The sequence below is a fragment of the Shinella sp. WSC3-e genome, assembly GCF_945994535.1.
GTDB lineage: Bacteria > Pseudomonadota > Alphaproteobacteria > Rhizobiales > Rhizobiaceae > Shinella > Shinella yambaruensis.
Genome location: NZ_OZ000530.1, coordinates 494,766 through 518,182 on the forward strand (window position 1 = coordinate 494,766; position 23,417 = coordinate 518,182).

25 protein-coding genes and 1 pseudogene are annotated in these 23,417 nt (G+C 68.0%); 16 read left to right on the forward strand and 10 right to left on the reverse strand.

From position 1 onward, the window contains the following. Nucleotides 1-101: 101 nt before the first annotated feature. The gene (locus AABF56_RS02455; protein ID WP_245082352.1) at nt 102-1,919 is read left to right on the forward strand and encodes a GGDEF domain-containing protein; all 1,818 of its coding nucleotides are present in this window, start codon (nt 102-104) and stop codon (nt 1,917-1,919) included. 39 nt (nt 1,920-1,958) lie between these two features. Here AABF56_RS02455 and AABF56_RS02460 read toward each other — a convergent pair whose 3' ends face one another. Next, entirely contained in the window at nt 1,959-2,216 is a 258-nt protein-coding gene (locus AABF56_RS02460; RefSeq protein ID WP_245082349.1) for a DUF1344 domain-containing protein, read from the reverse strand. A 362-nt stretch (nt 2,217-2,578) separates the two neighbouring features. On the opposite strand from AABF56_RS02460, the gene AABF56_RS02465 reads away from it, so the two are divergent. Beyond that, a complete protein-coding gene (locus tag AABF56_RS02465) occupies nt 2,579-3,580 on the forward strand; it encodes an NAD(P)H-quinone oxidoreductase (RefSeq protein ID WP_272804798.1) in 1,002 nt (333 codons plus the stop codon). A 79-nt stretch (nt 3,581-3,659) separates the two neighbouring features. Here AABF56_RS02465 and AABF56_RS02470 read toward each other — a convergent pair whose 3' ends face one another. From AABF56_RS02470 to AABF56_RS02480, 3 genes are all read right to left on the reverse strand, one after another. Then, nucleotides 3,660-4,592 carry a sensor domain-containing diguanylate cyclase gene (locus AABF56_RS02470; protein WP_272804799.1) on the reverse strand — a complete coding sequence of 311 codons (933 nt, stop codon included), beginning with the start codon at nt 4,590-4,592 and terminating at the stop codon, nt 3,660-3,662. 158 nt (nt 4,593-4,750) lie between these two features. Further along, nucleotides 4,751-6,187 (reverse strand): MFS transporter, encoded by a 1,437-nt coding sequence (locus AABF56_RS02475; protein WP_245082343.1) that lies wholly within the window; start codon nt 6,185-6,187, stop codon nt 4,751-4,753. A 378-nt stretch (nt 6,188-6,565) separates the two neighbouring features. Continuing rightward, nucleotides 6,566-7,024: a carboxymuconolactone decarboxylase family protein gene (locus tag AABF56_RS02480; RefSeq protein WP_245082340.1), complete on the reverse strand. Its 459-nt coding sequence runs from the start codon at nt 7,022-7,024 to the stop codon at nt 6,566-6,568. Nucleotides 7,025-7,132: 108 nt separating this feature from the next. Here AABF56_RS02480 and AABF56_RS02485 point away from each other — a divergent pair, with 108 nt between their 5' ends. Continuing rightward, the gene (locus AABF56_RS02485; RefSeq protein WP_272804800.1) at nt 7,133-7,999 is read left to right on the forward strand and encodes a sigma-70 family RNA polymerase sigma factor; all 867 of its coding nucleotides are present in this window, start codon (nt 7,133-7,135) and stop codon (nt 7,997-7,999) included. A gap of 98 nt (nt 8,000-8,097) precedes the next feature. On the opposite strand, the gene AABF56_RS02490 is transcribed toward AABF56_RS02485, so the two are convergent. Further along, a complete protein-coding gene (locus AABF56_RS02490) occupies nt 8,098-8,832 on the reverse strand; it encodes a DUF3750 domain-containing protein (RefSeq protein WP_272804801.1) in 735 nt (244 codons plus the stop codon). Between the two features lie 83 nt (nt 8,833-8,915). On the opposite strand from AABF56_RS02490, the gene AABF56_RS02495 reads away from it, so the two are divergent. The 3 genes from AABF56_RS02495 to AABF56_RS02505 are packed head-to-tail and all read left to right on the forward strand — an operon-like array spanning nt 8,916 to nt 10,540. Then, complete coding sequence (locus AABF56_RS02495; protein WP_245082333.1) at nt 8,916-9,923, forward strand: asparaginase; 1,008 nt, start codon at nt 8,916-8,918, stop codon at nt 9,921-9,923. A gap of 37 nt (nt 9,924-9,960) precedes the next feature. Continuing rightward, the gene (locus AABF56_RS02500) at nt 9,961-10,245 is read left to right on the forward strand and encodes a type II toxin-antitoxin system RelE/ParE family toxin (RefSeq protein WP_272804802.1); all 285 of its coding nucleotides are present in this window, start codon (nt 9,961-9,963) and stop codon (nt 10,243-10,245) included. Further along, the gene (locus AABF56_RS02505) at nt 10,217-10,540 is read left to right on the forward strand and encodes a HigA family addiction module antitoxin (RefSeq protein ID WP_245082331.1); all 324 of its coding nucleotides are present in this window, start codon (nt 10,217-10,219) and stop codon (nt 10,538-10,540) included. The genes AABF56_RS02500 and AABF56_RS02505 overlap by 29 nt, the downstream gene beginning before the upstream one ends. Here AABF56_RS02505 and AABF56_RS02510 read toward each other — a convergent pair whose 3' ends face one another. Next, entirely contained in the window at nt 10,541-11,296 is a 756-nt protein-coding gene (locus AABF56_RS02510) for a DeoR/GlpR family DNA-binding transcription regulator (protein ID WP_272804803.1), read from the reverse strand. A 101-nt stretch (nt 11,297-11,397) separates the two neighbouring features. On the opposite strand from AABF56_RS02510, the gene AABF56_RS02515 reads away from it, so the two are divergent. Further along, on the forward strand, nt 11,398-11,763 hold the full coding sequence (locus AABF56_RS02515; RefSeq protein ID WP_245082328.1) for a DUF4406 domain-containing protein: 366 nt from the start codon (nt 11,398-11,400) through the stop codon (nt 11,761-11,763). A gap of 105 nt (nt 11,764-11,868) precedes the next feature. Beyond that, entirely contained in the window at nt 11,869-12,264 is a 396-nt protein-coding gene (locus AABF56_RS02520; RefSeq protein ID WP_245082327.1) for a VOC family protein, read from the forward strand. Nucleotides 12,265-12,488: 224 nt separating this feature from the next. On the opposite strand, the gene AABF56_RS02525 is transcribed toward AABF56_RS02520, so the two are convergent. Together AABF56_RS02525 and AABF56_RS02530 are read right to left on the reverse strand one after the other, a co-directional pair. Next, a complete protein-coding gene (locus tag AABF56_RS02525; protein ID WP_336314370.1) occupies nt 12,489-12,851 on the reverse strand; it encodes an MmcQ/YjbR family DNA-binding protein in 363 nt (120 codons plus the stop codon). Between the two features lie 59 nt (nt 12,852-12,910). Beyond that, a complete protein-coding gene (locus AABF56_RS02530; protein ID WP_272804805.1) occupies nt 12,911-13,105 on the reverse strand; it encodes a hypothetical protein in 195 nt (64 codons plus the stop codon). Nucleotides 13,106-13,208: 103 nt separating this feature from the next. Between AABF56_RS02530 and AABF56_RS02535 the strand changes: the two genes are divergently transcribed. Beyond that, complete coding sequence (locus AABF56_RS02535) at nt 13,209-14,150, forward strand: LysR substrate-binding domain-containing protein (protein WP_272804806.1); 942 nt, start codon at nt 13,209-13,211, stop codon at nt 14,148-14,150. On the opposite strand, the gene AABF56_RS02540 is transcribed toward AABF56_RS02535, so the two are convergent. Further along, on the reverse strand, nt 14,110-14,769 hold the full coding sequence (locus tag AABF56_RS02540; RefSeq protein WP_272804807.1) for a glutathione S-transferase family protein: 660 nt from the start codon (nt 14,767-14,769) through the stop codon (nt 14,110-14,112). The genes AABF56_RS02535 and AABF56_RS02540 overlap by 41 nt on opposite strands. A gap of 266 nt (nt 14,770-15,035) precedes the next feature. On the opposite strand from AABF56_RS02540, the gene AABF56_RS02545 reads away from it, so the two are divergent. The 3 genes from AABF56_RS02545 to AABF56_RS02555 all read left to right on the forward strand — a co-directional run bounded on the left by AABF56_RS02545 (nt 15,036) and on the right by AABF56_RS02555 (nt 17,386). Next, the gene (locus AABF56_RS02545; protein ID WP_272804808.1) at nt 15,036-15,407 is read left to right on the forward strand and encodes a hypothetical protein; all 372 of its coding nucleotides are present in this window, start codon (nt 15,036-15,038) and stop codon (nt 15,405-15,407) included. A 72-nt stretch (nt 15,408-15,479) separates the two neighbouring features. Beyond that, entirely contained in the window at nt 15,480-16,859 is a 1,380-nt protein-coding gene (locus AABF56_RS02550) for a PepSY-associated TM helix domain-containing protein (RefSeq protein WP_443021145.1), read from the forward strand. Nucleotides 16,860-16,885: 26 nt separating this feature from the next. Then, nucleotides 16,886-17,386 (forward strand): copper chaperone PCu(A)C, encoded by a 501-nt coding sequence (locus AABF56_RS02555; RefSeq protein WP_272804810.1) that lies wholly within the window; start codon nt 16,886-16,888, stop codon nt 17,384-17,386. Between the two features lie 102 nt (nt 17,387-17,488). Here the strand turns inward: AABF56_RS02555 and AABF56_RS02560 are convergent, their stop codons facing one another. After that, nucleotides 17,489-18,859, reverse strand: a complete 1,371-nt coding sequence (locus AABF56_RS02560) for a TIGR03808 family TAT-translocated repetitive protein (protein ID WP_272804811.1) — start codon at nt 18,857-18,859, stop codon at nt 17,489-17,491. A 232-nt stretch (nt 18,860-19,091) separates the two neighbouring features. Between AABF56_RS02560 and AABF56_RS02565 the strand changes: the two genes are divergently transcribed. The 4 genes and pseudogenes from AABF56_RS02565 to AABF56_RS37740 all read left to right on the forward strand — a co-directional run. Further along, nucleotides 19,092-21,392 carry a putative bifunctional diguanylate cyclase/phosphodiesterase gene (locus AABF56_RS02565; RefSeq protein WP_272804812.1) on the forward strand — a complete coding sequence of 767 codons (2,301 nt, stop codon included), beginning with the start codon at nt 19,092-19,094 and terminating at the stop codon, nt 21,390-21,392. Between the two features lie 63 nt (nt 21,393-21,455). Continuing rightward, nucleotides 21,456-21,902: a MarR family winged helix-turn-helix transcriptional regulator gene (locus AABF56_RS02570; RefSeq protein ID WP_272804813.1), complete on the forward strand. Its 447-nt coding sequence runs from the start codon at nt 21,456-21,458 to the stop codon at nt 21,900-21,902. A gap of 252 nt (nt 21,903-22,154) precedes the next feature. Further along, a complete protein-coding gene (locus tag AABF56_RS02575) occupies nt 22,155-23,165 on the forward strand; it encodes a ligase-associated DNA damage response exonuclease (protein WP_272804814.1) in 1,011 nt (336 codons plus the stop codon). Between the two features lie 31 nt (nt 23,166-23,196). Beyond that, nucleotides 23,197-23,368, forward strand: a pseudogene (locus AABF56_RS37740) (bifunctional diaminohydroxyphosphoribosylaminopyrimidine deaminase/5-amino-6-(5-phosphoribosylamino)uracil reductase RibD); the annotation flags it as partial. Nucleotides 23,369-23,417 lie beyond the last annotated feature (49 nt).

Genomic DNA, 23,417 nt, shown 5'->3' on the forward strand with positions numbered 1-23,417 from the left:
TGTAGTCATTGAGATTTCATCGAACTGTCACAGTACGGAAACGGTTTTTTCAGGCCTCGGCGGAGAAACTTCGCGGCAACGTCCACGTCTTGGAGCCGCACATGTCCGCCGCCGAATTGCTCGCCCTTCGCCGCTTCGGGGATGGCGAGATCGTCACCCTCGCCAAGCTGGTGATCGAGACCGCCTTCCAGCCGATCGTCGAGGCGGTGACGGGCGCGGTCTTCGGCTACGAATCGCTGATGCGCGGCTTCGATCGCCTCGGCTTCCGCTCGCCGCTCGACCTGATCGACCGGGCGCACGAGGCGGGCCAGCTTCTGGCGCTGGAGCACATGGTCAACAGCCGCGCCATCGCCGCCTTTGCCGCGCTGCCGGACTTCCGCTCCCGCACGCTCTTCATCAACCTCGATTCCCGCCTCGTGCCGGAAGGGGCGGACCTCGTCGAGCGCCTGGCCGGCCATCTCGCCCGCGCCGGCATTCCGGCCTCCTCGATCTGCTTCGAGATTTCCGAGCGCTTCGACAACGACACCCAGCCGGATTTCGCCCTGCTGGTCCGCAAGCTGCGCCTTGCCGGCTTCAAGCTCGCCATCGACGATTTCGGCGTCGGGCACAACGGCCTGAAGCTGCTTTGCGACCACCCGGTCGACTATCTGAAGATCGACCGCCATTTCATCTCGGGCATGGAGAACGACGCGCGCAAGCGCCACCTGGTGCGCAACACCGTCAATGCCGCCCATGTGCTCGGCATCCGCGTCATCGCCGAGGGGGTGGAGAGCGAGGCGGAGTTCGTCGCCTGCCGCGACGCCGGCTGCGATCTCGTGCAGGGCTGGTTCGTCTCGCGCCCCGTCACGGATTTTTCCGCGCTGGGCCCGGTCTATGCGCAGGTCGCGCGCGCCGGCGGGCGGCGCCGCTCCTCCCGCACGCTCGACAGCATCCTCATCCGGCGCGAGATCGAGCAGGTCGCGGTGCTGCGCGAGAACGAGAGCCTGGAATCGGTCTTCGAATTCTTCCGGCGCGATCCCAAGCGCACCTTCTTCCCGGTGCTCAACGCCAATGACGAGCCGCGCGGCATCCTGCACGAATATCACGTCAAGGAACTCTCCTATCACCCGTTCGGCCGCGACCTCCTGAAGAACAAGCTCTACCAGAAGAGCCTGTCGCATTTCGTCACCATGGCGCCGATCGCCGATCTCGACACGCCCGCCGAGCAGCTGCTCGACGTCTTCACCGGCATGGGCGGCAATGAATGCGTGATCCTGACGGAGAACCTGCGCTATGCCGGCATCCTGTCGGCCTCCTCGCTTTTGAAGATCATCAACGAGAAGCGGCTGAAGACGGCGGAGGACCAGAACCCGCTGACCGGCCTTCCCGGCAACCGCTCGATCCGCGACTACCTGCAGGACAAGGCGCTCGACGGAGACCAGATCCGGTGCCTGTGCTATTTCGATTTCGACAATTTCAAGCCGTTCAACGATCACTACGGCTTCCACAAGGGGGACCTTGCGCTCTCGCTCTTCGCCTCGCTGATGCGCCGCGACTTCGTCGGCGAGGACGTCTTCATCGGCCATGTCGGGGGCGACGATTTCTTCGCCGGCATTTCCGGCCGTTCCGTCGAGGCGGTGCGCGGGGTGCTGGAGCATCTGCTCGCCGATTTCGCCCGCGAGGTGCGCTTGCTCTATTCGCCGGAGGACCAGCTGGCCGGGGAGATCCGCGGCCGCGACCGCGCCGGCCAGGAGGCGACCTTCCCGCTGATGCGCTGCTCGGCGGCGGTCCTCGTCCTGCCGGAGGGCGAGGTGATCGGCGAGGCGGGGCAGATCAGCAGCCGCATCGCCGGCCTGAAGGCGGATGCCAAGGGCAGCGACGGGGGGCTCGTCCTGTCCTCGGCATCCGTGAGTGCAGGGCAGGGGGCCGCCCTGCGTTGAAACAGGAGGGCAGGCCCTTTCGAGCCTGCCCCTGCCACGCTAGCGAAGGATCTTCACCGTCTTCGCCTCGTGGTTCTTGCCGGACATGTCGAAGGAGATCGACACCTTCTCGCCAGCCTTCAGCCCGGGATCGTGGAACCCCTTGGGAAGCTGGTAGACGGTGCCGTCGGAAAGCGTCAGGGACATCGACGCCTTGTTGTAGTCCTTGACCGTGCCGGTCGCCGTCTGGGCGGCGAGGGCAAGGGCCGGGGTGGCGAGAACCGTGACGATGGCGAGGTTGGAAAGAAGAACACGCATCTGTGTCGTCCTGAATTGGCCCCTGCAGCGCCGCCCGTCATTCATGACGGAGAAGGCGCGCCGCAGCGGGCCGCTGCGAAACCGTCCGGAAGCGTCGTGTCGCGGCCCCTTGGGGTGGAGCCGCCGGCGCTCCCCGGCTTCGAAAAGGACGGTAGGCCCGGAAAAATCCGTTTTCAAATTAACAAGATTTAATTCTGCCTGTCGCGAAACGGCCGGAATTTCAGCGCTTTACGGCCGAAAGTTGGCATGCCGCCGTTAACGTATCCCTCGCGCAGACGGCCGCAGGCGATTCAAAAGATTCGTGCTTTCGGCTAGAATCGCCGCAGGAGAGCGCCACGTCACATCTGCCGGGAGATATACCCATGTCATTGCCCTCATCCATGTCCTATGTCGGGCTCAGCGAATATGGCGGCCCGGACAATCTCGTGGTGATGGAGGGCAGGACGCCGCAGCCGAGGAGCGGCGAGATCCTCGTGCGCGTCGCAGCCGCCGGCATCAACCGGCCGGACGTGCTCCAGCGCAAGGGCGATTATCCGCCGCCGCCCGATGCAAGCCCCATCCTTGGCCTGGAGATCGCGGGCGAGGTGGTGGCGATCGGCGAGGACGTCACGGGGTATGCGCTCGGCGACCGTGTCTGCGCGCTGGCGAACGGCGGCGGCTATGCGCGGTACTGCGCGGTGCCGGCGACCCAGGCGCTGCCGTTCCCCAAAGGCTTCGACGCGGTGAAGGCGGCGGCCCTGCCGGAGACCTTCTTCACCGTCTGGGCGAACCTTTTCATGATGGCCGGGCTGAAGCGCGGCGAGAGCGTGCTCATCCACGGCGGCACCAGCGGCATCGGCACGACGGCGATCCAGCTCGCCAGCGCCTTCGGCGCGCGCGTCTTCACGACGGCGGGCACGGCGGAGAAATGCGCGGCCTGCCTCGATCTCGGCGCCAGCCGCGCGATCAACTACCGCAGCGAGGACTTCTGCGCCGTCATTGCCGAGGAGACCGGCCGGGCCGGCGTCGACGTCATCCTCGACATGATCGGCGCGGCCTATTTCGAGCGGAACCTGAAGTCGCTCGCCCGCGACGGGCGCTTGTCGATCATCGCCTTCCTCGGCGGCACCTTCGCGGAGAAGGTGAGCCTTGCGCCCATCCTGCAGAAGCGCCTGCACCTGATGGGCTCGGCCATGCGCCCGCGCACGGCGGCGGAAAAGCAGGAGATCCGCGACGCGCTGCTGGAGAACGCCTGGCCGCTGCTGGAGGAGGGGCGCATCGCCCCGGTGATCCACGCCGTCATGCCCTTCGGCGAGGCGGCGGCCGGTCATCGCATGATGGAGCACGGCGATCACATCGGAAAGATCATGCTGACTTTCGACTAGGGCAAATCCAGCCGGGGAGAAATCGCCCCCGGCGCCGGAGGATGCGGGAGCATGTCCGCCGAGCCGACGCGCTCGGGGCTCAGTCCGCCTGCTCGATCCGGTCGCGGCCGAGATGCTTGGCGCGATAGAGCGCCCGGTCGGCCCGCTCGAAGAGGTCTTCCGCCGCATTGCCGCAATATTCCGCGACGCCCGCGGACATGGTGTAGGCGCAGCCGAGGCCGATGCGGTTTTTCTCTTGCGCCACATGGCGGCGCAGCCGCTCCACGGCGCGCGTCGCCTCCCGAAGGCCGGCGCCCGGCATCAGCATCAGGAATTCCTCTCCGCCGACCCGGGCGAAGGTGTCCCCACCGCGCAACTGCCGCCGCCCGGCGGCGGCGAAGTGCCGGAGCACCTCGTCGCCCCTGGCATGGCCGAAGCGGTCGTTGATCGTCTTGAAGTGATCGAGATCGATCAGCGCCAGCGAGAGCTGCGTGCAGTCGCGGAAGGCGATCCGCATTTCCGCATCCAGCCGCGCCATCGCCGCGCGGCGGTTGAACAGGCCGGTGAGCGGGTCCGTATCGGCGGCGAGCTGGGCCGCATCGCAGGCAAGCTGCAGCATGTGCTCGTTGGACTTGAGCATGGTGATGTCGGTGAAGACGCTCCACAGCCAGCCGCCGGCAAGCAGCGTCTCGTTCACCAGGAACCAGCGGTCGTCGCGGATGTCGATCTCGAAGGTGCGCTGCGGGGTGCTGCGCCGCTTGGCGCTGGCCATGTCGAGGAAGGCGTCGATCGGCCCGCTCATCTTCGGCCCGACGCTTTTCTCATGGCAGCGGCGCATGATGTCGGCGAAGGTACGCGCGCCCGGCTGCACGTCGAAAAGCGCGCGGAAGGCGGCGGAGCCGTAGGACAGCTCGTCATCCGGCGAGAACAGCGCGCAGGCGACACCGGAGGCCTCGAGCCCGGAAAGGACGAGGTCCGTCGTCGCCCGTTCCCGGAGGCATGCAAGCGGCAGGATCGCATCGGCATGTGCCATGCCGCGTCCGCCCGGCCACCTGTGCCCGTCGTTGCGTCTCACCCGCCGCTTTCCTTTCCAAGACAGGATCGCCGGGAATCGCGCCGGTCGATCGTCACCCTTTGTGGCAGAAGGCGGCGGGGTCGCAATGAAGACTGTCGGTTTCTGTTAACAAATCCTCAACCCGCGGCAGCGCCCTTTCCTGCGGGAAGGCGGATGGCGAGGAGGATCGCCAGCGCCGCCGGCAGGGCGAGCAGCGCATAGAGCCAGCGTGCCGCCGTCAGCGCCCCGTCGACGCCGCCGGGGCTCGCCAGGCCCGTCGAATTGGCGATGATGCCGGCGAGCGCCGCCCCGAAGGCCGCGCCGAGCGCCTGCATGGTGGTGATCGCCGCCGAGGCCTTGTCCGTCTCGCCGGCCGGCGCGAGCTGCAGCACATGGGTGACGAGATGCGCCCAGCCCATGCCGATGCCGAAGCCCATCAGGAAGATGAAGACGGTGGCGACGGCGAGCAGCACGAGGCTGCTCGCCGGGTTGTGCCGGGCGAGCGTGACGGCGAGGAGGGCGGTCGCCAGCGCCTCCATCAGCGCGCCGGCGACGATCACCCGGTTGGCGCGCCGTCCCGTGAGGCCGGCGCTGGCGAAGGCCGCGGCCGTCCAGCCGAGCGCCAGCAGCGCCACGAGATAGCCGGAGACGAGCGGGCTCACGCCGTGCAGCACCTGCAGGAAATAGGGGATGTAGATGTCCGAGCAGACCGTCACCAGCAGCATCAGCATGATGAGGTAGACGCGGGCGAGCGGCGAGAAGAGGCTGATCGTGCCGGCCGGCAGCAGCCGGCCTTCCGCCCGCCGCTCGATCGTGATCGCCGCGAGGACCGCGAGCACGGCGGCGGCCGCGAAGGCGCCGCGCAGCGCCGGCGCCTCGACGGAACTGGCGAAGGACAGGACAACCACGGCGGCGACGAGCAGCACGATCTGCGGGAAGGGCGTCTTCGTCGTCACGCGCTCGCCGTCGCCCGGCGGCAGCAGCTTCGGCGCGGAAACGGCCATCAGCACCGACAGCGGAACGAGCAGGGCGAAGGCCTCGCGCCAGGCGCTGCCGGCCGCGAAGATGCCGCCGATCGTCGGGCCGAGGAAGGTGGCGATGCCCCAGGCGGCGGCATAGAGCGTCGAGGCCGTGCTCCATAGCGGCTCGGGATAGACATGGCGGATGAAGGCGTAGCCGAGCGCCACCAGGAACCCGGCGCCGAGCCCCTGGATCGCCCGGCCGGCGAGCACCGTCTCCATGGTGGGCGCGATGGCGCAGACGAGGCTGCCGATGCCGAAGAGCAGCGCGCCGGCCCTGTAGCAATGGTTGAGCGTCACCTTCTCCGGCCGGACGGCGACGAAGGTGGAGCCGAGCACGGAGGCCGCGACATAGATCGTCGTCGCCCAGGCGAAGAGCGCAAGGCCGCCGATGTCGCGCACGATCGAGGGCATCAGCGTGGCGGTGATATAGGTCTCCACCGCATGCAGCATGATGCCGCCGCCGAGCATCAGCGTGCCGAACAGATAGGCGCGGGAAAACAGGCTGGAAAGCCGCGGCGCGGCTTCCTTGGACGATATGGCGCTCTCGGACATGGGAACGGGCCTTGCTATGCGAAATGCGGTGGAAACAGACGTGACACGGCGCAAAACGGAGTTCAAGCCGTGACTTTTCGGTGAAAATGCGGGGCAGGGGACCGGATTTGCCATCCAGGTCCTGCGGGCTGCATCTCTTCTGCAAGGGTAGGCTAATGGAGCGACACCCCCCTCTGCCCTGCCGGGCATCTCCCCCACAAGGGGGGAGATTGGATGGAGGACCGTTTCGCCAAATTACGACGTGGCTGATTGAGCAAGGTCTTCGCCTCTTGCCGATCTCCCCCCTTGTGGGGGAGATGCCCGGCAGGGCAGAGGGGGGTGCCGCTCCATACGCGTGCCCTTGCTGCAAGGAGAGCAGGGAAAACCCCGGCCGCGCCGTTACGGGTTCCATTCTCCCGCCACCTGCCGGGTCGCGACATTGAACCGGTTCCACACATTGATCGCGGCGATCTCGACGACGAGGGCGGCGAGCGTCTTTTCGTCGTAGTGGCGGGCGGCCTCGTTCCAGATCGCATCCGGCACCGCCTCCTCGCGGTCGGCGATGCGCGTCAGCGCCTCGGTCAGCGCCAGCGCGGCCCGCTCCGCGTCGGTATAGAACGGCGCCTCGCGCCAGGCGGCGACGGAGAGGATGCGCCGGTCGCTCTCGCCGGCCTTCTTCATGAGGCGCGGATGCAGGTCGACGCAGAAGCCGCAGCCGTTGATCTGGCTGGCGCGCAGATGCACGAGATGGATGGTCTTTTCCGGCAGCGCCGTCTTCTGCGCGGCGCCCTGGAGGGCGCGCATGGCGGCTGCGGCATCGGGAAGGACGGCGGCGATATTGGTCATACGGGATTGCATTTCATCACTCCTTGCATTGTTTTCAGCGTCGACGGTCGCGAACCCTGTCACACCGGTGCGGCTTCGTTCGTCATGGCCATGACGCCGCTGGACGAAGGAGTGTGACCGATGGAGAAGAAAAATTTCTGGGCCGACCGTTTCGAGGCCGAACGCGGGCGCCTGCGCGCCGTTGCCCTGCGCATGCTCGGCTCGCAGAGCGAGGCCGAGGACGCGGTGCAGGAGGCCTGGCTCCGGCTGGAGCGGACAGGCGGCGGCGATATCGGCAATCTCGGCGGCTGGCTGACGACCGTCGTCGGCCGCATCTGCCTCGACATGCTGCGCGCCCGCGCACGGCGCCGCGAGGACCCGATCGACGGCGAGGGCGGCGAGGACCGGCATGCCTATGCGGGCGCGGCGGCGGACGAGCAGGCGGCGCTTGCCGATTCGGTCGGCCTTGCGCTGCTCGTCGTGCTGGAGCGCCTGACGCCGGCCGAGCGGCTCGCCTTCGTGCTGCACGACATGTTCGACGTGCCCTTCGAGGAGATCGGCCGCATCGTCGACCGCTCGCCCGCGGCCGCCCGCCAGCTCGCCAGCCGCGCCCGCCGCCGCGTGCAGGGCCTGCCGGACACGCCGTCCGCGGATTACGAGCGCCGCAGGAATGTCGTCGCGGCCTTCCTCGCGGCCTCGCGCGACGGCGATTTTTCCGGCCTGCTCGCCGTGCTCGATCCCGACGTCGTCTTCCATGCGGATGCCGATGCGGTGCGGCTCGGCTCGCTCGCCGAGATCCACGGCGCCGATGCCGTCGCCACGAACTTCAAGGGCAAGGCGACCGCCGCACGGCTCGCCCTCATCGACGGCCGGCCGGGCCTTGCCGTCATCCTCGGCGGCGAGCTCAGGATCGTCGTGCGCATGGAGGTGGAGGGCGATCACATCGTCGCGATCGAATCGATCGCCGACCCCGCCCGCATTGCAGGGTTCGAGATGGAATATCTGTAGGAGGGCTTTGCGCCAAGGCGCTGTTACCCTTCCTCCGTCACCCTCGGGTCAAGCCCGAGCATGACGGAGGAAGGGTATGCGTCCGCCGGAAAAGGCCGCTAGATGCCGATGCGCCCGATCGCCGGGATCTTGATCGCCGGCCGATAGAGGTCCACGCCGGCGACGAGGCCCATGATGTGCAGCTCGATCCCGGAGCGCAGCCCGGCGGAGATGCCGAGGAGGCCGTAGAGCGTCGCATGCACGTCCCTGCCGTCGGGATCGACCGCGAAGATCCTGCCTTCCGGCAGGTAGTCGCGCCCCACCGCATCCGGCGGCAGCACCACGCCGAGTTCCGGCACGGAGCGCAGCACATGGGCGACGAAGGTGTTGGAATTCGGCCCCGGCCACATGCGGTAGCCGCCCGGCTTGGAATAGGGGTAGGCGGCGATCGCCGCCTCGATCCTGGGGATCAGCCGCGCCGCCTCCTCGCCGCTGACGCTGACCACCACGCGCGGCGTGTTGGAATACCAGAAGGCATCCGGCGCATAGCCGTTTTTGCGCACCGGCGTGCCCCAGCCGACCTTGTCGTAGCGGTTGTAGCTCCCGTTCGCCGCCTTGGTGACGATCCAGGCATGGCTCGAGACCGCGCCCTTCAGGCCGCCGGTGGCGGCGGAGAAGACGTGGATCGTCGCCTGCGGCGTGTCTTCCGCCTTCGGCAGGATGCCGGCGGATTTCCAGTTCGCCTCCCGCCAGCTCTGCGGCCGCTCCTTGATGTACCAGTAGCCCGCCGAGGCGAGCGCCGGCATGAGGTAGATGACGAGGAAGAGGACAAGGACGTTCCTCAACAGTTTCATGCGCGGCGCCTCCGAAATCGCGTGTGCGGGCCCTGGTTTTCGGATAATACCGCATCCGAAACCGGAAATTTGAGGGCATGAACATGGCAAACCCCGTCCTTGTCGAGGTCACCCGCGGCAATCTCGTCGAAAGCCGCCATCGCGGCATGGTCGTCGCGGTCGACGGCGATGGCAAGGTGGTGTTTTCGCAAGGGGATATCGAGGCCGGGATCTTCCCGCGTTCGGCCTGCAAGGCCATGCAGGGCCTGCCGCTCGTCGAAAGCGGCGCGGCGGATGCCTATGGCTTCGGCAACAGGGAGCTGGCGCTCGCCTGTTCCTCGCACAGCGGCGAGCCGGAACATGCAAGCCTTGCCGGCGCCATGCTGGCCGCCGCCGGCGTCGACGAGGGCGTGCTGGAATGCGGCGCCCACTGGTCCTTCGAGCAGCCGGTGCTTGTCAGCCAGGCGCGCGGCCTCGAGCGGCCGACGGCGCTGCACAACAACTGCTCGGGCAAGCATGCCGGCTTCGTCTGCGCCGCCTGCCACACCGGCAAGGACCTCAAGGGCTACGTGCGCTACGAGCACCCCGTCCAGGCGGAGATCCGCGGCGTCATGGAAAGCCTGACGGGCGCCGCGCTCGCCACCGACAATTGCGGCGTCGACGGCTGCTCGATCCCCACCTATGCCGTGCCGCTGAAGAGCCTCGCGCACGGCTTCGCCAGGATGGCGACCGGCACCGGCCTTGCGCCCGGGCGCGCGAAGGCCGCCCGCCGCCTGATCGATGCCTGCATGGCCGAGCCCTTCTACGTCGCCGGCACCAGGCGCGCCTGCACGCGTCTGATGCAGACGGCCCCCGGCCGCATCTTCGCCAAGACCGGCGCCGAGGGCGTCTTCTGTGCCGCCATCCCCGAAAAGGGCATCGCCATCGCCCTCAAATGCGAGGACGGCACGACCCGCGCCGCCGAAAGCATGGTCGCCGCCACGCTCGCCCGCTTCTTCGCCGACGAACCCGACCTCCACGCCGCCCTGATGGCCGAGGCTAACCGCTCCATGTCCAACTGGAACGGCATCCATGTCGGCGACGTCCGCGTCACGGATGCCTTCGCGGCCTGAAATTGACGCCCTATGACGTCATGCGTTATGATGGCGCATGATCAAGAGCTTCGCCGACCGCGAGACCGAGCGAATCTGGTCCGGCCGTCGAAGCCGGCGGCTTCCGGCGGACATGCAGGCCATCGCGTTGCGCAAGCTGCGCATGCTGTATGCCGCACGCAGCCTGACGGACCTGCGCGTGCCGCCGGGAAACCGGCTGGAGCTCTTGAAGGGAAACCTGGCCGGGCTTTATTCGATCCGGATCAATGACCAGTGGCGCATCTGCTTCGGCTGGTCGGAAGGAGATGCCATCCATGTCCGCATCCTCGACTACCATGACTGACGGTAACCTGCTGCCCAACCCGCATCCCGGCGATATCCTTCTGGAGGAGTTCCTGCAGCCGATGGAGATCAGCCAGAATGCGCTCGCCCGGGCAGTGCACGTGCCGCCGCGCCGCATCAACGAGATCGTGCTCGGCAAGCGCCAGGTCACTGCGGATACGGATCTTCGGCTGACACGCTATTTCGGCCTGTCGGAAGGCTATTTCCTGCGTCTTCAGGCCGAGTTCGACCTGATGCAGAAGCGCCGCGAGATCGGCCGGGATCTCGACCGCATCGTTCCGCGTGACGCGGCCTGATCAACCCTCGACGATCTCCACGTCCAGCTCCCGGTAGGGCGCGAGCGTGTCCGGCGGGAGGCCGGGCGGCAGGAGGAGGCCGGTGGCGGCGGCGAGCGGCAGGATCTTCCAGGGCGAGGCGCTGCCGAGCTTTTCCCGCGTCAGCGGGACCCAGGTCGCGGCGGCGTTTTCGGCGATGGTGCGCTTGGTGGCGGCTTCCTCCATGTCGCCGGTGGTCAGGCCGTGCGTCGGATGTGCGGCCGTCACGCCCATGAAATAGAGATCCGCCTTCAGGCCGCGTATGGTCTCCAGCGCGAGGGCGCCCGTCGACACCATGGAATGTTTGTAGAGCCTGCCGCCGACCAGCACGACCTCGGCGGTCGGGTGGCGTTCGAGCTCGCAGGCGATGGTCGGGCTGTGCGTCACCACCGTGAAGGCGAAGGTGCGTGGCAGCAGGCGCGCAAGCGCCGCCGTCGTCGTGCCGCCATCGAGGAACACCACCTGGCCGGGCTCGACCATCGCCGCCGCCCGGGCGCCGAGCGCGGTCTTCTCGTCCGTCGCGACCGCCTGGCGCGCCGAAAAATCCGGCAGCGGCGGGGAGAGCGGCAGCGCGCCGCCATGCACGCGCTTGAGCAGGCCGTCGGCCGCCATTTCCCGCAGGTCCCGCCGGATCGTGTCCTCCGACAGATCGAGCTCCGCTGCCAGCGCCTTTGCGACGATCTCGCCGTCGCGGCCGAGGCGCCGGGCGATCAGGGCTTTTCTCTGGCTGGTCAGCATGCATTTGCACTCCGTCTTGACTCTGCATGAAATTACACGAATATTCGTGAAATATCCAGAAAATTCCGGATATTTCATGCATCAATCGTAAGGAGTAAGACATGCTGATCCTGATTGCCGGCCCCTATCGTTCGGGCACCGGAGACGATCCCGTGAAGATGGCGGAGAACCTGAAGCGGCTGGAGGCGCCGTCCTATGCGCTGTTCAAGGCCGGCCATGTGCCGATGATCGGCGAGTGGGTGGCGCTGCCCGTCTGGCGCGCCGCCGGGGGCGGAACGGTGGGCGACGCGCTGCACGAGGAGATCTTCTACCCGACGGCGCACCGCCTGCTGGAGCTCTGCGAGGGCGTGCTGCGCCTGCCGGGGGAGTCAAGGGGAGCGGACAATGACGTGCGCATCGCCCGCGAACGCGGCCTTCCGGTCTGGCACCGGCTGGAGGATGTGCCGGGCTGCGCGGCGGCTGCATAATTTCGCAGGCCCGTGTCGGGAAGGGGCGAGGTGATCCGTCCTGTGGCATGACGGGCGATCCGCCGCCGGCGGCGCCCGCACCATGCCAGATCAAGGAGGACTTCCATGCGCATGATCTTCGTCAACCTGCCCGTCAAGGACTTGCCCGCGACCCGCCGCTTCTTCGGCGCGCTCGGCTTTGCCTTCAACGAGGCCTACAGCGACGAGACCGCCGCCTGCATGGTGGTGGACGACAACATCTTCGTCATGCACCTGACGGAGGCGAAGTTCGCCCAGTTCGTCACGGGCAAGGTCGGCGATCCGGAATCCGCCACGCAGGTGCTGACCTGCCTCTCCGCCGCGAGCCGCCAGGAGGTCGACGACATCAAGGCGAAGGCGCTCGCCGCCGGCGGGCGCGAATGGAAGCCGAACATGGAGTTCGGCCCGATGTACGGCTGCTCCTTCCAGGATCCGAACGGCAATGTCTGGGAGTTCATGCACATGGACCAGTCGGGCGGCTGACGGCGGGCGAGGGGCTGCACGCAGGCTGGCGTGCCTGCCCCTCATCCGCCTGCCGGCACCGTCTCCCCGCAGGCGGGGAGAAGGAACGGGCGGAAATGTCTGGGCAATGGGCACCGTTTCGGGAAAGCGGTGCGGTAATCCCTTTTCCTCACCTGCGGGGAGACGGTCGCGGCAGCGGGAGGAGGGGTCTTTTCGTCAATCGATGCGACCACGCACCCTTGCGCTTACTCCGTGGGACCATCCGCAACCCGCTTGCGCAGCCGCGCAGGCGCCTTGCGGCGCCAGGCCTCGGCCATCCGCTGCTGCAGTTCCGCATCGTCGATCACGGCGGCGCGCAGGAGGAGGGCGGGCCAGCCCTTGTAATGGTCCGTCTCGTGGTAGATCTCGGGCGCCATCTCGATCAGGCGCTCCTTCTCGTCCATCGGCGCCATCAGCACCAGCGTCCCGGCATCCTTGATGCGCAGAAAGAGCTTGCCCGCCACCTTGAGCGCGGGCGTGCCGTAGGATGTGCCGGTCTCGACGCCCGGCAGGCCCGCGGCAAGGCGCTGGAGCCGCGCCAGGAGCGTTTCGGTTTCGTCGTTAGCCATGCGCGCCATCCTCCCCGGCCAGGATAGACCGGACCGGGAAGGACGGCGAGGGGTGAGGATCAGAGCGGCCGGCGGCCGCTCTCGGCCCGGAGCGCCGGGGTGCGGAAGAGCCCGAAGGGCAGGTCGCCGAGTGCGCGCGAATCCATCGTCTCGATCTCGGGATGGGCCAGCGGATCGCGCAGCCAGACGGGGGTCTCCGCAGCGTCGGCCTCGGCGCGCAGCGCCTCGGACACCCTGGAGAAAATCTTGAACATTGCCTTCTCCTTGCGGTTCGTTACCATAGGTTATGGCTGATAATCACGCCACGGGGCCGTTTCGGCAATCGAGTAGTTCAGGATATCGGTATAGAAAAGCTATATGAGAAATCTCAATCGCGTGCATCTCAACGGCCTGCGCGCGCTGGAGGCGGTGGGCCGGCTCGGCTCGCTGCAGGCGGCGGCGCAGGAGCTCGGCGTGACGGTCGGCGCGGTGAGCCAGCAGGTCATCAAGGCGGAGGGGCAGCTCGGCCGGGCGATCTTCGAGCGTACCGCGCGGGGCCTGCAGCGGACGGCCTTCGGCGCCCCGTTCCTGGCGCGGCTTTCGGCCGGCTTCGGCCAGCTTTCCGAGGCGGTCGCCGCCACGCAGCGCCGCGACGATGCGATCCTGACGATTTCCGTCGCGCCGATCTTCGCCTCGCGCTGGCTCATCCACCGCATCGACCGCTTCGCCGCCGCCCATCCCGATATCAGCCTGCGCATCGAGGCGACGACGACGCTGGTCGATCTGGCGCGTTCCGATGTCGACCTCTGCATCCGCGTCGGCCCCGGCACCTGGCCGGATGTGGCGACGGAATTCCTGGTGCCGCAGGTCGTCTTCCCGGTCTGCGCGCCGGCGCTGGCGGCGGGGATAAGGACGCCGCGGGACCTGTCCGAGCAGCCGGCCGTGGTCGACGGCAACGACGCCTTCACCTGGGAGCGCTGGCTGGCGCTCGCCGGTTTCGCCGTGCCGCCGCCCAAGGCACGGCATGTCTTTTCCGACGCCTCGCTCTGCCTCGACGCGGCGCTGGCGGGGCAGGGGGTGCTGCTCGCCTATCCGGTGCTCGCCTCCTGGGCGCTGAAGGAGGGGCGGCTCGTCGCGCCGTTCCCCATCCGGGTCGAGACCGGCATGGGCTATTACTTCGTGACGGCCCCGGGCGTGCCGGAGCCGCGCAAGGTCTCGCTGTTCAAGCGCTGGCTGCGCGCGGCGCTGGCCGAGGACGAGGACGGCTTTGCCGGCGCGGTCATTCCGGCTCGCAAAGCCGTGCCGCCATCATCGCCTTGAAGGCCGGGCGCGCCTGGCAGGCCGCAAGCCAGGCCTTGACGTTCGGCGCCGCGTCGAAGAGTTGCGGCTCGCTCATGGCATAGCGGAAGACCTCCGCGAGGTTGAGGTCGGCGACGGTGAAGCGGTCGCCGACGACATGGCCGGTGGCGGCAAGATGGGCGTCGAGCCGCTGGAAGCTCGTCTTCAGCGCCTTGGCGGCGCCCCGGATGGCGAGGCGGCCCTGTTCGCTCTCGGCGACCCTGGTGTCGAGCGCCAGGATGATCTTCACCGCATGCGGCTCCACCTCCGTCGCCGCCCACATCGTCCATTGCAGCATCTCCGCCTCTTCCGTCATCGTCCGGCCGGCAAGCGGACCACCATGCTTGCGCGCGAGGTAGAGGTTGATCGCCAGCGATTCCGTCATCACGAAGCCGCCGTCGTCGATGCAGGGGATCAGGCCGGTCGGGTTGACGGCAAGGAAATCCGGCGAGCGGGTGTTGAGCGGCGCATCGGCCGCCAGCGGATCGTCGAGGCGGCGGGCCTGGATGACCGGCACGCTGGCGAAAGGCAGGCCGAGTTCGCCGGCAAGCCAGTAGTTGCGCGAGGCGCGCGAGCGGTAGACGCCGTAGATGGTGAGCATGGATCCTCCCTGGAGTGCCCGGCCGGGCGCGGGCTTGCGTCAGAACAAAGAGCCGCGGCAATCCCTCGGCTAGAAGAGGGCGAGACTGCCGGGGCCTTGGCGGCACCATAGGCGGCGGGTCGGCAAAGCGGTAGGGCGCCGGCCTGATCGATCCATGAATTGTCGTGATGGCCCCGGGCCTGCTTGTCGCATTGACCTGCCGCCGGCATGGGGCTAAGGGCGAAGGGTCCGCCGATCGCGGATGAGGACGACCGATGACAGGACGCATGACACGTTGGGCCGCCTGCCTGCGCATTCTCTGCGCGGTCGCCCTGCTGTCCGTCGGTTTCGCCCACCAGCCGGCCTCGGCCACCGCGCCGACGGCGCTGGAACTCACGCAATACGTGCTTCCCGACGGCACCCTGCCGGATATCTGCCTCAACGACATGGTGGGCGGCAAGGCTAAGCATGTGGGGCCGGTGAAGTGCGAGGCCTGCCGCATCGGCAGCGCCATGCTGATGCCGGCGCCGGCCGATCTCGACGGCGCCGTGCTCGCCTTCCGCCGCCTTGCCGCGCTCCCCCTCGTCGAGGAGGCGTTGCGCCCGCGGCGCGAGCGTCCCGGCGCGCCGCCCCGCGCGCCTCCCTTCCTGTCCGCCTGACTGTTGCGCCCGCACGCCGGTTCGCCGCCGTGTGCCGAAAATCCAGCCTGACAGGACCCTTGCATGTCCGTGATTTCCGATGCGCCGGCCGTTGCCGCCGCCCAGCCCTCCGCGCTCGCGCAGCGCCTCTACCGCGCCATCTGGCGATGGCACTTCTTCGCCGGCCTGCTCGCCGTGCCCTTCATGATCAGCCTTGCCGTCACCGGCGGGCTCTATCTCTTCAACGACGAGATCGACGCCAGCCTCTTCCGCTACCGCAACTATGTCACGGTCGGCGGCGCGGAACTGCCGCCCTCGGCCATCGTGGAGAAGGCCGTCGCCGCCGTGCCGGGCGGAACGCTCTCCTCCTACCGCACGCCGGCCGGCGCGGACCGCTCCGCCCGCGTGACGGTCTCCACCGGGGCCGGCAAGGTGCTGGTCTTCGTCGATCCCTATGACGGCGCCGTCCTGGACACGGTCGGCGCAAAGGAGGAGTTCAACCAGGTCGTGGAGGACCTGCACAGCCTCGATTATTTCGGCACCGCCTGGGAGCGCATCATAGAGGTCGTCGCCGGCTTTGCCGTCGTGCTCGTGCTCACCGGCATCTATCTCTGGTGGCCGCGCAGCCAGACGGGCGGCGTCGTCAGCGTGCGGGGCACGCCGGCAAGGCGCGTCTTCTGGCGCGATCTTCATGCCGTCACCGGCATCTTCGCCAGCGTGCTCATCCTGTTCCTCGCCTTCAGCGGCCTGTTGTGGACCGGCTTCTGGGGCAGCAAGGTCAACGGCTATCTCACGGCGAACGGCATGGGCTATCCGGCCGAGCTGTGGGACCGGGTGCCGCATTCCATGCTGGTCACCAGCGATGTCCTGCCGAAGACCGCCTGGCTGATGGAGAACGCGCCGGTGCCGGCCTCGACGCCGCCGGGCGAGGGGCAGGTGGCGCTGCCGCCCATCGGCCTCGACAATGCCGTGACGATCGCCGATGCCGCCGGCATGCTGCCCGGCTACGACCTTTCGCCGCCCGCAGGCGAGACCGGCGTCTACACGGCGGCGATCTATCCCGCCGACCTGCAATACGAGCGCACGCTGCATATCGACCAGTATACCGGCGAGCGCCTTGTCGACACCGCCTATGCCGACTATCCGGCGACGGGCAAGCTGATCGAATGGGGCATCAACGTGCACAAGGGGCAGGAATGGGGCCTCTTCAACCAGCTCCTGATGCTTGCGACCTGCCTCGTCGTCATCGCGATGAGCCTGTCGGCCGTCGTCATGTGGTGGAAGCGCCGGCCGAGGGACCGCATCGGCGTGCCGCCCGGCCCGCGCGGGGGGCGCATCTATGTCGGCCTGTGGGCGATCGCCGCCGTCTTCGGCGTGCTCTTCCCGCTGACGGGCCTCACCATCCTCGCCATGATTCTCCTCGACCAGTTCGTCATCCGCCTCGTGCCGCCGCTGCGGCGCCTCTTTTCCTGAACGCAAAGCCAGAAAGGATTTTTTCCATGAAACGCATTCTCGCCTCCTTCGTCGCCCTGGCGCTCTCGGCCTCGGCCGCCTTGGCCCACGACTTCACCCTCGGCAACCTGGAGATCGACCACCCGGCCTCCCGGGCGACGCTGCCCGGCCAGCCGGTCGGCGGCGGCTTCATGACCATCACCAACAAGGGCACCGAGGCCGACCGCCTCGTCTCCATCACCGCGCCGGACGTGTCCGACGACGTGCAGCTGCACGAAATGGCCGTCGAGAACGACGTGATGAAGATGCGCCAGCTGCCGGACGGCATCGAGATCCCGGCCGGCGCCACGGTCGAGCTGAAGTCCGGCGGGCTGCACGTCATGTTCATGCGCATCAAGCACCCCTTCAAGGAAGGGGAGAAATTCAAGGCGACGCTGACCTTCGAGAAGGCCGGCGCGATCGACGTGGATTTCACGATCGGGGCCGCCAGGCCCGGCGCCGGGCAGGGCAACGGCGCTGCTGCCGGCCATGGCGGCCACGGCGGCTGAGACCCGGGATCAGCGGATGAGGGGGCGATGCGGCGCTGCCCCCTCATCCACCATGGCGCCTCTCCGTTCGGGCAGGAAGAAGAGACGCGTTTCGGGACGGGCTCAGCCCGTCCGGTTCCGTTCGATCGTCAGGTGCGCGAAGGTCGAGCCATCCCTTGAGAGATCCCCGGTGGTGCGCTCGTTCCAGCGGTAGCCGGCAATCGCGCCGTTCGGGGTGTCCTCGAAGATGTTGCCGGAGATGAGGGCCGAGCCTGCCTCCTCCACGACGGTCGCGGCGCAGCCGACCGGGCTGCGGCGCACCAGGTTGCCGTTGACGACGAGGCCGCGCATATAGGGTCCCCAGCCGAGCATCAGCCCCCATTTCGGGGCGTTCTCCACGGTATTGCCCGAGACGACCGTATCGGCCTCCACCGCGATGCCGATGCCGAAGCCCGCGCCGTCGTGGATATAGGGGCCTTCGAGCCGGAGGTTGCGCACCACGTTGCCGGTGACGGTCGCAAGCCGCCCGCCCTCGTCGAAATTGACGATGAGGATGCCGCTGGCGGCGCCGTCGACGAGGTTGCCGTTGACGAGCGCGCCCTCGAAGCCGAATTCGGAATAGATCGCAGCCTCGCCGCTGTCGAGGCAGGTATTGCCGGATATCTGCACGTTCGAGCCGGCATTGGCGCGGATGGCGGAAAAGGCGCAGCCGGAAACATGGTTGTTGCCGATCATCACCGCGTCGGCGCGGAAGACGTTGATGCCGTTGCCGTATTGGCCGGTGCCGCCGCTGGTGGCGGAAATGCGGGCGATGCGGTTGCCCGAGACGATCGTGCCGTCGTGGCCCTTCTCCCAGCGGTGGATCAGGATGCCGCCATTGCCGCAGTCGAAGACGTGGTTGCCGGTGACCGACAGGTCGCGGCTCTCCACGGCATAGAGCGCGTATTCCGCAGCGCCCGAAAGCCGGCTGCGCTCGATGCGCCCGCCGCAGCGCTGCAGGCTGACCGCCGTCTTGGAGGAGCCCTGGATCTCGCAGTTCTCGATCATCACATTGGCGACATTGCTGAAATGCACGAGGCCGTCGACCGTATCGCCGAGCCAGCGGTTCGCCCCGTCGATGACGAGGTTGGCAAGCTCGATCCGGCCCGCGCCGTCGGCGGCGAAGAGGTGGCCGTCGCCGCCATAGACGATGCGGGTGGCGCCCGGCACGCCGGTGAGGCGCGTATTGTCGGGCAGCGTGATGTTGGAGACGGCATAGTCGCCCGGCGGCAGGAAGACGGGCATGTTCTTCGCCGCCGCTTCCTTCAACAGCTTGGCGAAGGCCTTGCTCTTGCGGTCGTCCGCGCCGGGGCGGATGCCGTGCGCCGAGGCGTCGATGCTGCCGCGGAGATCGACGTCGACGACCGGCAGCCGCTGCGTGCGGGCGAGTGCCGGGGGAACGATGCCCGCCGCGCCAAGGCCGAGGCCCGAGAGAAATAACCGTCTGCTAACCATGAAAGCTCCTTGCCCGTCAGGGAGCAGGAAGCGTGCCAGATGGTTTTGTGCCGGAACGGAACAGCCGGATGCTGCGCGCCAAGGTTGCCGCAGAGAGGCGGTAAGGCCCGGATCGACAGCATTTCGCCGGTTTCCTTTAGGGTTGGATAACGACTCTAGGTGTACCATCGGGCATTCCGAAAGGGAGGCGGCTGACAGCGCCCTTCCTTGCGCTTGGGAATTGCAGGGGTTCATGTCGACGAAACTGTCTCACCTTGACAACGAAGAGGTCGATGCAACGGCACGATTGATGTCCGCCGGCCAGCGCCTGATCTGCGAGGCGACGCGGCTCTTTCCGCTCGCCTCCGCGCAGGGCGAGCGCACGATCTGGCTCGAAGCGATGATCGACGAGGTGCCGGACTACCTCTTCTTCAAGGACAGGAACAGCCGCTTCGTCGTCGCCAACCGGGCGATCGTCGACGACAACCGCCGCGAGGGGCTGGAAAGCCTGGAGGGCCTCTCCGATTTCGACATCCACCCCGAACATGTCGCCCGCGGCTTCTTCGAGACCGAGCAGGAGATCATCCGCACCGGCCGTCCCATGCTCGACATGGAGGAGCTGATCCGCGATTCCGCGGGCAGGCTCAAATGGCTGCTCACCTCGAAGCTGCCGGTGCGCAGTCCCGAGGGCGACGTGATCGGCCTCGTCGGCGTCTCGCGCGACATCACCGAGCGCAAGCGCTCCGAGAGCCTGCATGTCGGCCAGGCGCATCTGTTGAAGATGATCGCGCTCGGCGCACCGCTGGTCGACGTCTTCTCCTCCCTCATCCTGCTGATCGAGGCGCATGTGCCGGAAGTCACCGGCTCGATCCTGATGCTCGCGGCCGATGGCAAGCATATCCTCAACGGTGCCGCGCCCAATCTCGACCCCGCCTACAGCCAGTTGATCGAGGGGATCGAGATCGGCCCGAAGGTCGGTTCCTGCGGCACCGCGATGTGGCGCGGCGAGCCCGTCATCGTCTCCGACATCCAGACCGATCCGCTCTGGGAGGACGCCAAGGCGCTCGTCGCGCCCTACGGCTTCCGCGCCTGCTGGTCCTCGCCGATCCAGTCCTACCAGGGCAAGGTGCTCGGCTCCTTCGCGCTCTATTCGCGCAGCCCCGGCGAGCCGACGGCCGAATGCCTGAAGCTCGTCGGCATGGCGACGCACATTGCCGGCATCGCCATCGAGCGCAAGGAGGCGGAGGACAGCATCCAGTTCATGGCCCATCACGACACGCTGACGGGCCTGCCGAACCGCAGCATGCTCGACGAGCGCGTGGCCTCCGCCATCGAGGCGGCCGACGAGTGCGGCGGCGGCATGACGCTCGCCTTCCTCGATCTCGATCATTTCAAGCTGGTCAACGACAGCCTCGGCCACCATGCCGGCGACGAGCTGCTGAAGATCGTCGCGGCGCGGATGCTGCGCTGCGTGCGGGCGAGCGACAGCATCGTGCGCCTCGGCGGCGACGAGTTCGTCGTGCTCATCAACGGCGCGATGCGCAAGGGCGAGAGCGTGGAGGACCGGCTGCGCGCGGTGCGCGAGGCGATCGCCGAGCCGGTGCTCATCGAGGGCCGCTCCTTCCAGGTCACCTGCAGCATGGGCGTCGCCGCCTATCCCGAGCACGGCCGCAACGCGACCGAGCTGCTGGCCCGTGCGGACGCCGCCATGTACCGGGCCAAGGAGATCGGCCGCGATGCCATGCAGGTCTTCACCGCCGAGCTGGCCAACCGCGCACATGAGAAGCTGGAGCGCCAGGAGGAGCTGCGCCGCGCGCTCGCCCACGGCGAGCTTTTCCTGCAGTACCAGCCGCAGATGGACCTTGCGACCGGGCGCATCTTCGCTGTCGAGGCGCTGATCCGCTGGCGCCATCCCGGGCGCGGGCTGATCGGCCCGGGCGATTTCATCCCGCTTGCCGAGGAGACCGGCCTGATCGGCCCGATCGGCGACTGGACGCTGCGCGCCGCCTGCCGGCAGAACAAGGCCTGGCAGGAGAGCGGCCTGCCGCCCATCGTCGTCAGCGTCAATGTCTCGGCCCGCCAGTTTCAGGAGAAGGACTGGGTCGAGCGCGTCGCCGCCGCCCTTGCCGAAAGCGGGCTGGAGGCGCGCTATCTGGAACTGGAATTGACCGAAAGCCTGATCATGCAGGACGTGCAGCAGGCGGTGGAGACCATGCACCGGCTGGAAAAGCTCGGCGTGCACCTTGCCATCGACGATTTCGGCACCGGCTATTCCAGCCTTGCCTCGCTGAAGCGTTTCCCCGTCGGCCGCCTCAAGATCGACCGGTCCTTCGTGCAGGACCTGCCGGACGACGGCGACGACGCGGCCATCGCCCGCGCCGTCATCTCGCTGGCCCATACGCTGCAGTTGCGGGTGATCGCCGAGGGCGTGGAGACGCGCGAGCAGGTCGACTTCCTGCGCGAGGCCGGCTGCGACGAGATCCAGGGCTACTACCTCTCCCGCCCCATCGACGCCCGCGCCCTCCAGGCGATCCTCTGCATTCCCAATCTCTAACAATCCCTGTGGTTCGGGTCCCTCCGCTCTTGACAACGCTATGTTGATATCAACAGTAAGGGCATGATCGACGAACCCTTGATTTCCTACGAGACGACCCTCTTCGTGCGCGATACCTGCCTGTGCCTGCATGCGCAGCGCGCGGCGCGGGCGCTGGCCCGGCGTTTCGACGATGCCCTGCGCCCCTGCGGGCTCACCAACGGCCAGTTCTCGCTGCTGATGGCGCTGAACCGCCCGGAGCCGCCGCCGATGGGCCCGGTCGCCGCCGTGCTCGCCATGGACCGCACGACGCTGACGGCCGCGCTGAAGCCGCTGGAGCGCCGCGGCCTCGTCGCCGTCGAGGCCGACCCGCGCGACCGGCGCGGCCGGCTCCTGCGCCTGACGGGCGAGGGGCGCCGCCTGCTGACGCAGGCCTTCCCGGTCTGGAAGGAGACGCACGAGAAGATCGACCGCCAGCTTGCCGCCGTCGACATGGCCGCGCTGCGCGCCGGAATGCTGGCGATCGCCTGAGCGGACGCCCGGCGCGGCAGCCCCCGTTTGAAGCGTGCCGTGCGGGTGGATCCTCGGGTCGAGCCCGAGGATGACGGTGGGGAGGAGGGGCTTCCAAGCGCATTGACCGGTGCGGCAGGGGAGTCGTCGCGTCGGTTCGCCTTCACTCCCCTTCTTGCGTCATCCTCGGGCTCGACCCGAGGATCCACCCGCACGGCACGCCGCCGACGGCTGCCACTGGCACCGCGCACAAAACCCTCTATCTTCCCCCGCATGAAGCCAGACCAGCTCCTCCATCCGGCGCCCGCCGGCCTTTATTGCCCTGCCGGCGATTTCTACATCGATCCCGTCCGCCCCGTGGCAAGGGCGCTGATCACCCACGGCCATTCCGACCATGCCAGGGCCGGGCACGGCGCGGTGCTGGCGACGCGCGAGACGCTCGACATCATGGGTATCCGCTACGGCGCGGATTTCTGCGGCGCCATGCAGGCGGCCGCCTTCGGCGAGCGCATCGATCTTTCCGGCGTCACCGTCTCCTTCCATCCTGCCGGCCATGTGCTCGGTTCGGCGCAGATCGCGGTGGAGCGCGCGGGCCTCACCATCGTCGCCTCCGGCGATTACAAGCGCAGCGCGGACCCGACCGCAACGCCCTACGAGCCGGTGCCCTGCGACGTCTTCATCACCGAGGCGACCTTCGGCCTGCCGGTCTTCCATCATCCCGAGCCGAAGGGCGAGATGGGCAAGCTGCTGACCTCGCTCCGCCAGTTCCCCGAGCGCAGCCATCTTCTCGGCGCCTATTCGCTCGGCAAGGCGCAGCGCGTCATCCGCCTCCTGCGCGATTGCGGCTATGACGCGCCGATCTACATCCACGGTTCGCTCGCCCGTCTCTGCGACTACTATGTCAGCCGCGGCATTGCGCTCGGCGACCTGCGCCCCGCCACGACGGAGAGAAGCAGCCCCGCCGATTTCCGCGGTGCCGTCGTCGTCGGCCCGCCCTCGGCCTTCGCCGACCGCTGGGCGCGCCGCTTCAACGAGCCGCTCGTCGCATTCGCCTCCGGCTGGATGATGGTGCGCCAGCGTGCCAAGCAGGGCGGCGTCGAGCTGCCGCTCGTCATCTCCGACCATTGCGACTGGCCGGAACTGACCGGGACGATCCGCGAACTCGCGCCGCGCGAGGTCTGGGTGACGCATGGCCGCGAGGAGGCGCTGGTGCGCTGGTGCGAACTCGCCGGCATCCCGGCCAGGCCGCTGCATCTCGTCGGCTATGAGGATGAGGGGGATTGAGGATGCAGCCCGCTTGTCCTTCGCCGGTTCCGTCTTCGGGGCCGCAACACCCCCCTCTGCCCTGCCGGGCATCTCCCCCACAGGGGGGGAGATCGGCAAGAAGCAGGAGCCTTGCTCGATCAGCAGCGCCGGCGATGGGCGAAACGTTGCTCCATCCAATCTCCCCCCTTGAGGGGGAGATGCCCGGCAGGGCAGAGGGGGGTGCCACAATGCACGCCCCGACCACAAACCCATCGCACGCAGCCGGAAGGC

Bases quoted from the DNA above. Each gene is read 5' to 3' on its own strand.
- AABF56_RS02465 (WP_272804798.1), top strand. From the start codon at position 2,579: ATGTCATTGCCCTCATCCATGTCCTATGTCGGGCTCAGCGAATATGGC.
- AABF56_RS02520 (WP_245082327.1), top strand. From the start codon at position 11,869: ATGCGCATGATCTTCGTCAACCTGCCCGTCAAGGACTTGCCCGCGACC.
- AABF56_RS02510 (WP_272804803.1), bottom strand. From the start codon at position 11,296: ATGCTGACCAGCCAGAGAAAAGCCCTGATCGCCCGGCGCCTCGGCCGC.
- AABF56_RS02545 (WP_272804808.1), top strand. From the start codon at position 15,036: ATGACACGTTGGGCCGCCTGCCTGCGCATTCTCTGCGCGGTCGCCCTG.
- AABF56_RS02495 (WP_245082333.1), top strand. From the start codon at position 8,916: ATGGCAAACCCCGTCCTTGTCGAGGTCACCCGCGGCAATCTCGTCGAA.
- AABF56_RS02480 (WP_245082340.1), bottom strand. From the start codon at position 7,024: ATGCAATCCCGTATGACCAATATCGCCGCCGTCCTTCCCGATGCCGCA.
- AABF56_RS02525 (WP_336314370.1), bottom strand. From the start codon at position 12,851: ATGGCTAACGACGAAACCGAAACGCTCCTGGCGCGGCTCCAGCGCCTT.
- AABF56_RS02515 (WP_245082328.1), top strand. From the start codon at position 11,398: ATGCTGATCCTGATTGCCGGCCCCTATCGTTCGGGCACCGGAGACGAT.
- AABF56_RS02540 (WP_272804807.1), bottom strand. From the start codon at position 14,769: ATGCTCACCATCTACGGCGTCTACCGCTCGCGCGCCTCGCGCAACTAC.
- AABF56_RS02505 (WP_245082331.1), top strand. From the start codon at position 10,217: ATGTCCGCATCCTCGACTACCATGACTGACGGTAACCTGCTGCCCAAC.
- AABF56_RS02530 (WP_272804805.1), bottom strand. From the start codon at position 13,105: ATGTTCAAGATTTTCTCCAGGGTGTCCGAGGCGCTGCGCGCCGAGGCC.
- AABF56_RS02565 (WP_272804812.1), top strand. From the start codon at position 19,092: ATGTCGACGAAACTGTCTCACCTTGACAACGAAGAGGTCGATGCAACG.
- AABF56_RS02490 (WP_272804801.1), bottom strand. From the start codon at position 8,832: ATGAAACTGTTGAGGAACGTCCTTGTCCTCTTCCTCGTCATCTACCTC.
- AABF56_RS02500 (WP_272804802.1), top strand. From the start codon at position 9,961: ATGATCAAGAGCTTCGCCGACCGCGAGACCGAGCGAATCTGGTCCGGC.
- AABF56_RS02560 (WP_272804811.1), bottom strand. From the start codon at position 18,859: ATGGTTAGCAGACGGTTATTTCTCTCGGGCCTCGGCCTTGGCGCGGCG.
- AABF56_RS02475 (WP_245082343.1), bottom strand. From the start codon at position 6,187: ATGTCCGAGAGCGCCATATCGTCCAAGGAAGCCGCGCCGCGGCTTTCC.
- AABF56_RS02470 (WP_272804799.1), bottom strand. From the start codon at position 4,592: ATGGCACATGCCGATGCGATCCTGCCGCTTGCATGCCTCCGGGAACGG.
- AABF56_RS02535 (WP_272804806.1), top strand. From the start codon at position 13,209: ATGAGAAATCTCAATCGCGTGCATCTCAACGGCCTGCGCGCGCTGGAG.
- AABF56_RS02555 (WP_272804810.1), top strand. From the start codon at position 16,886: ATGAAACGCATTCTCGCCTCCTTCGTCGCCCTGGCGCTCTCGGCCTCG.
- AABF56_RS02570 (WP_272804813.1), top strand. From the start codon at position 21,456: ATGATCGACGAACCCTTGATTTCCTACGAGACGACCCTCTTCGTGCGC.
- AABF56_RS02455 (WP_245082352.1), top strand. From the start codon at position 102: ATGTCCGCCGCCGAATTGCTCGCCCTTCGCCGCTTCGGGGATGGCGAG.
- AABF56_RS02460 (WP_245082349.1), bottom strand. From the start codon at position 2,216: ATGCGTGTTCTTCTTTCCAACCTCGCCATCGTCACGGTTCTCGCCACC.
- AABF56_RS02575 (WP_272804814.1), top strand. From the start codon at position 22,155: ATGAAGCCAGACCAGCTCCTCCATCCGGCGCCCGCCGGCCTTTATTGC.
- AABF56_RS02485 (WP_272804800.1), top strand. From the start codon at position 7,133: ATGGAGAAGAAAAATTTCTGGGCCGACCGTTTCGAGGCCGAACGCGGG.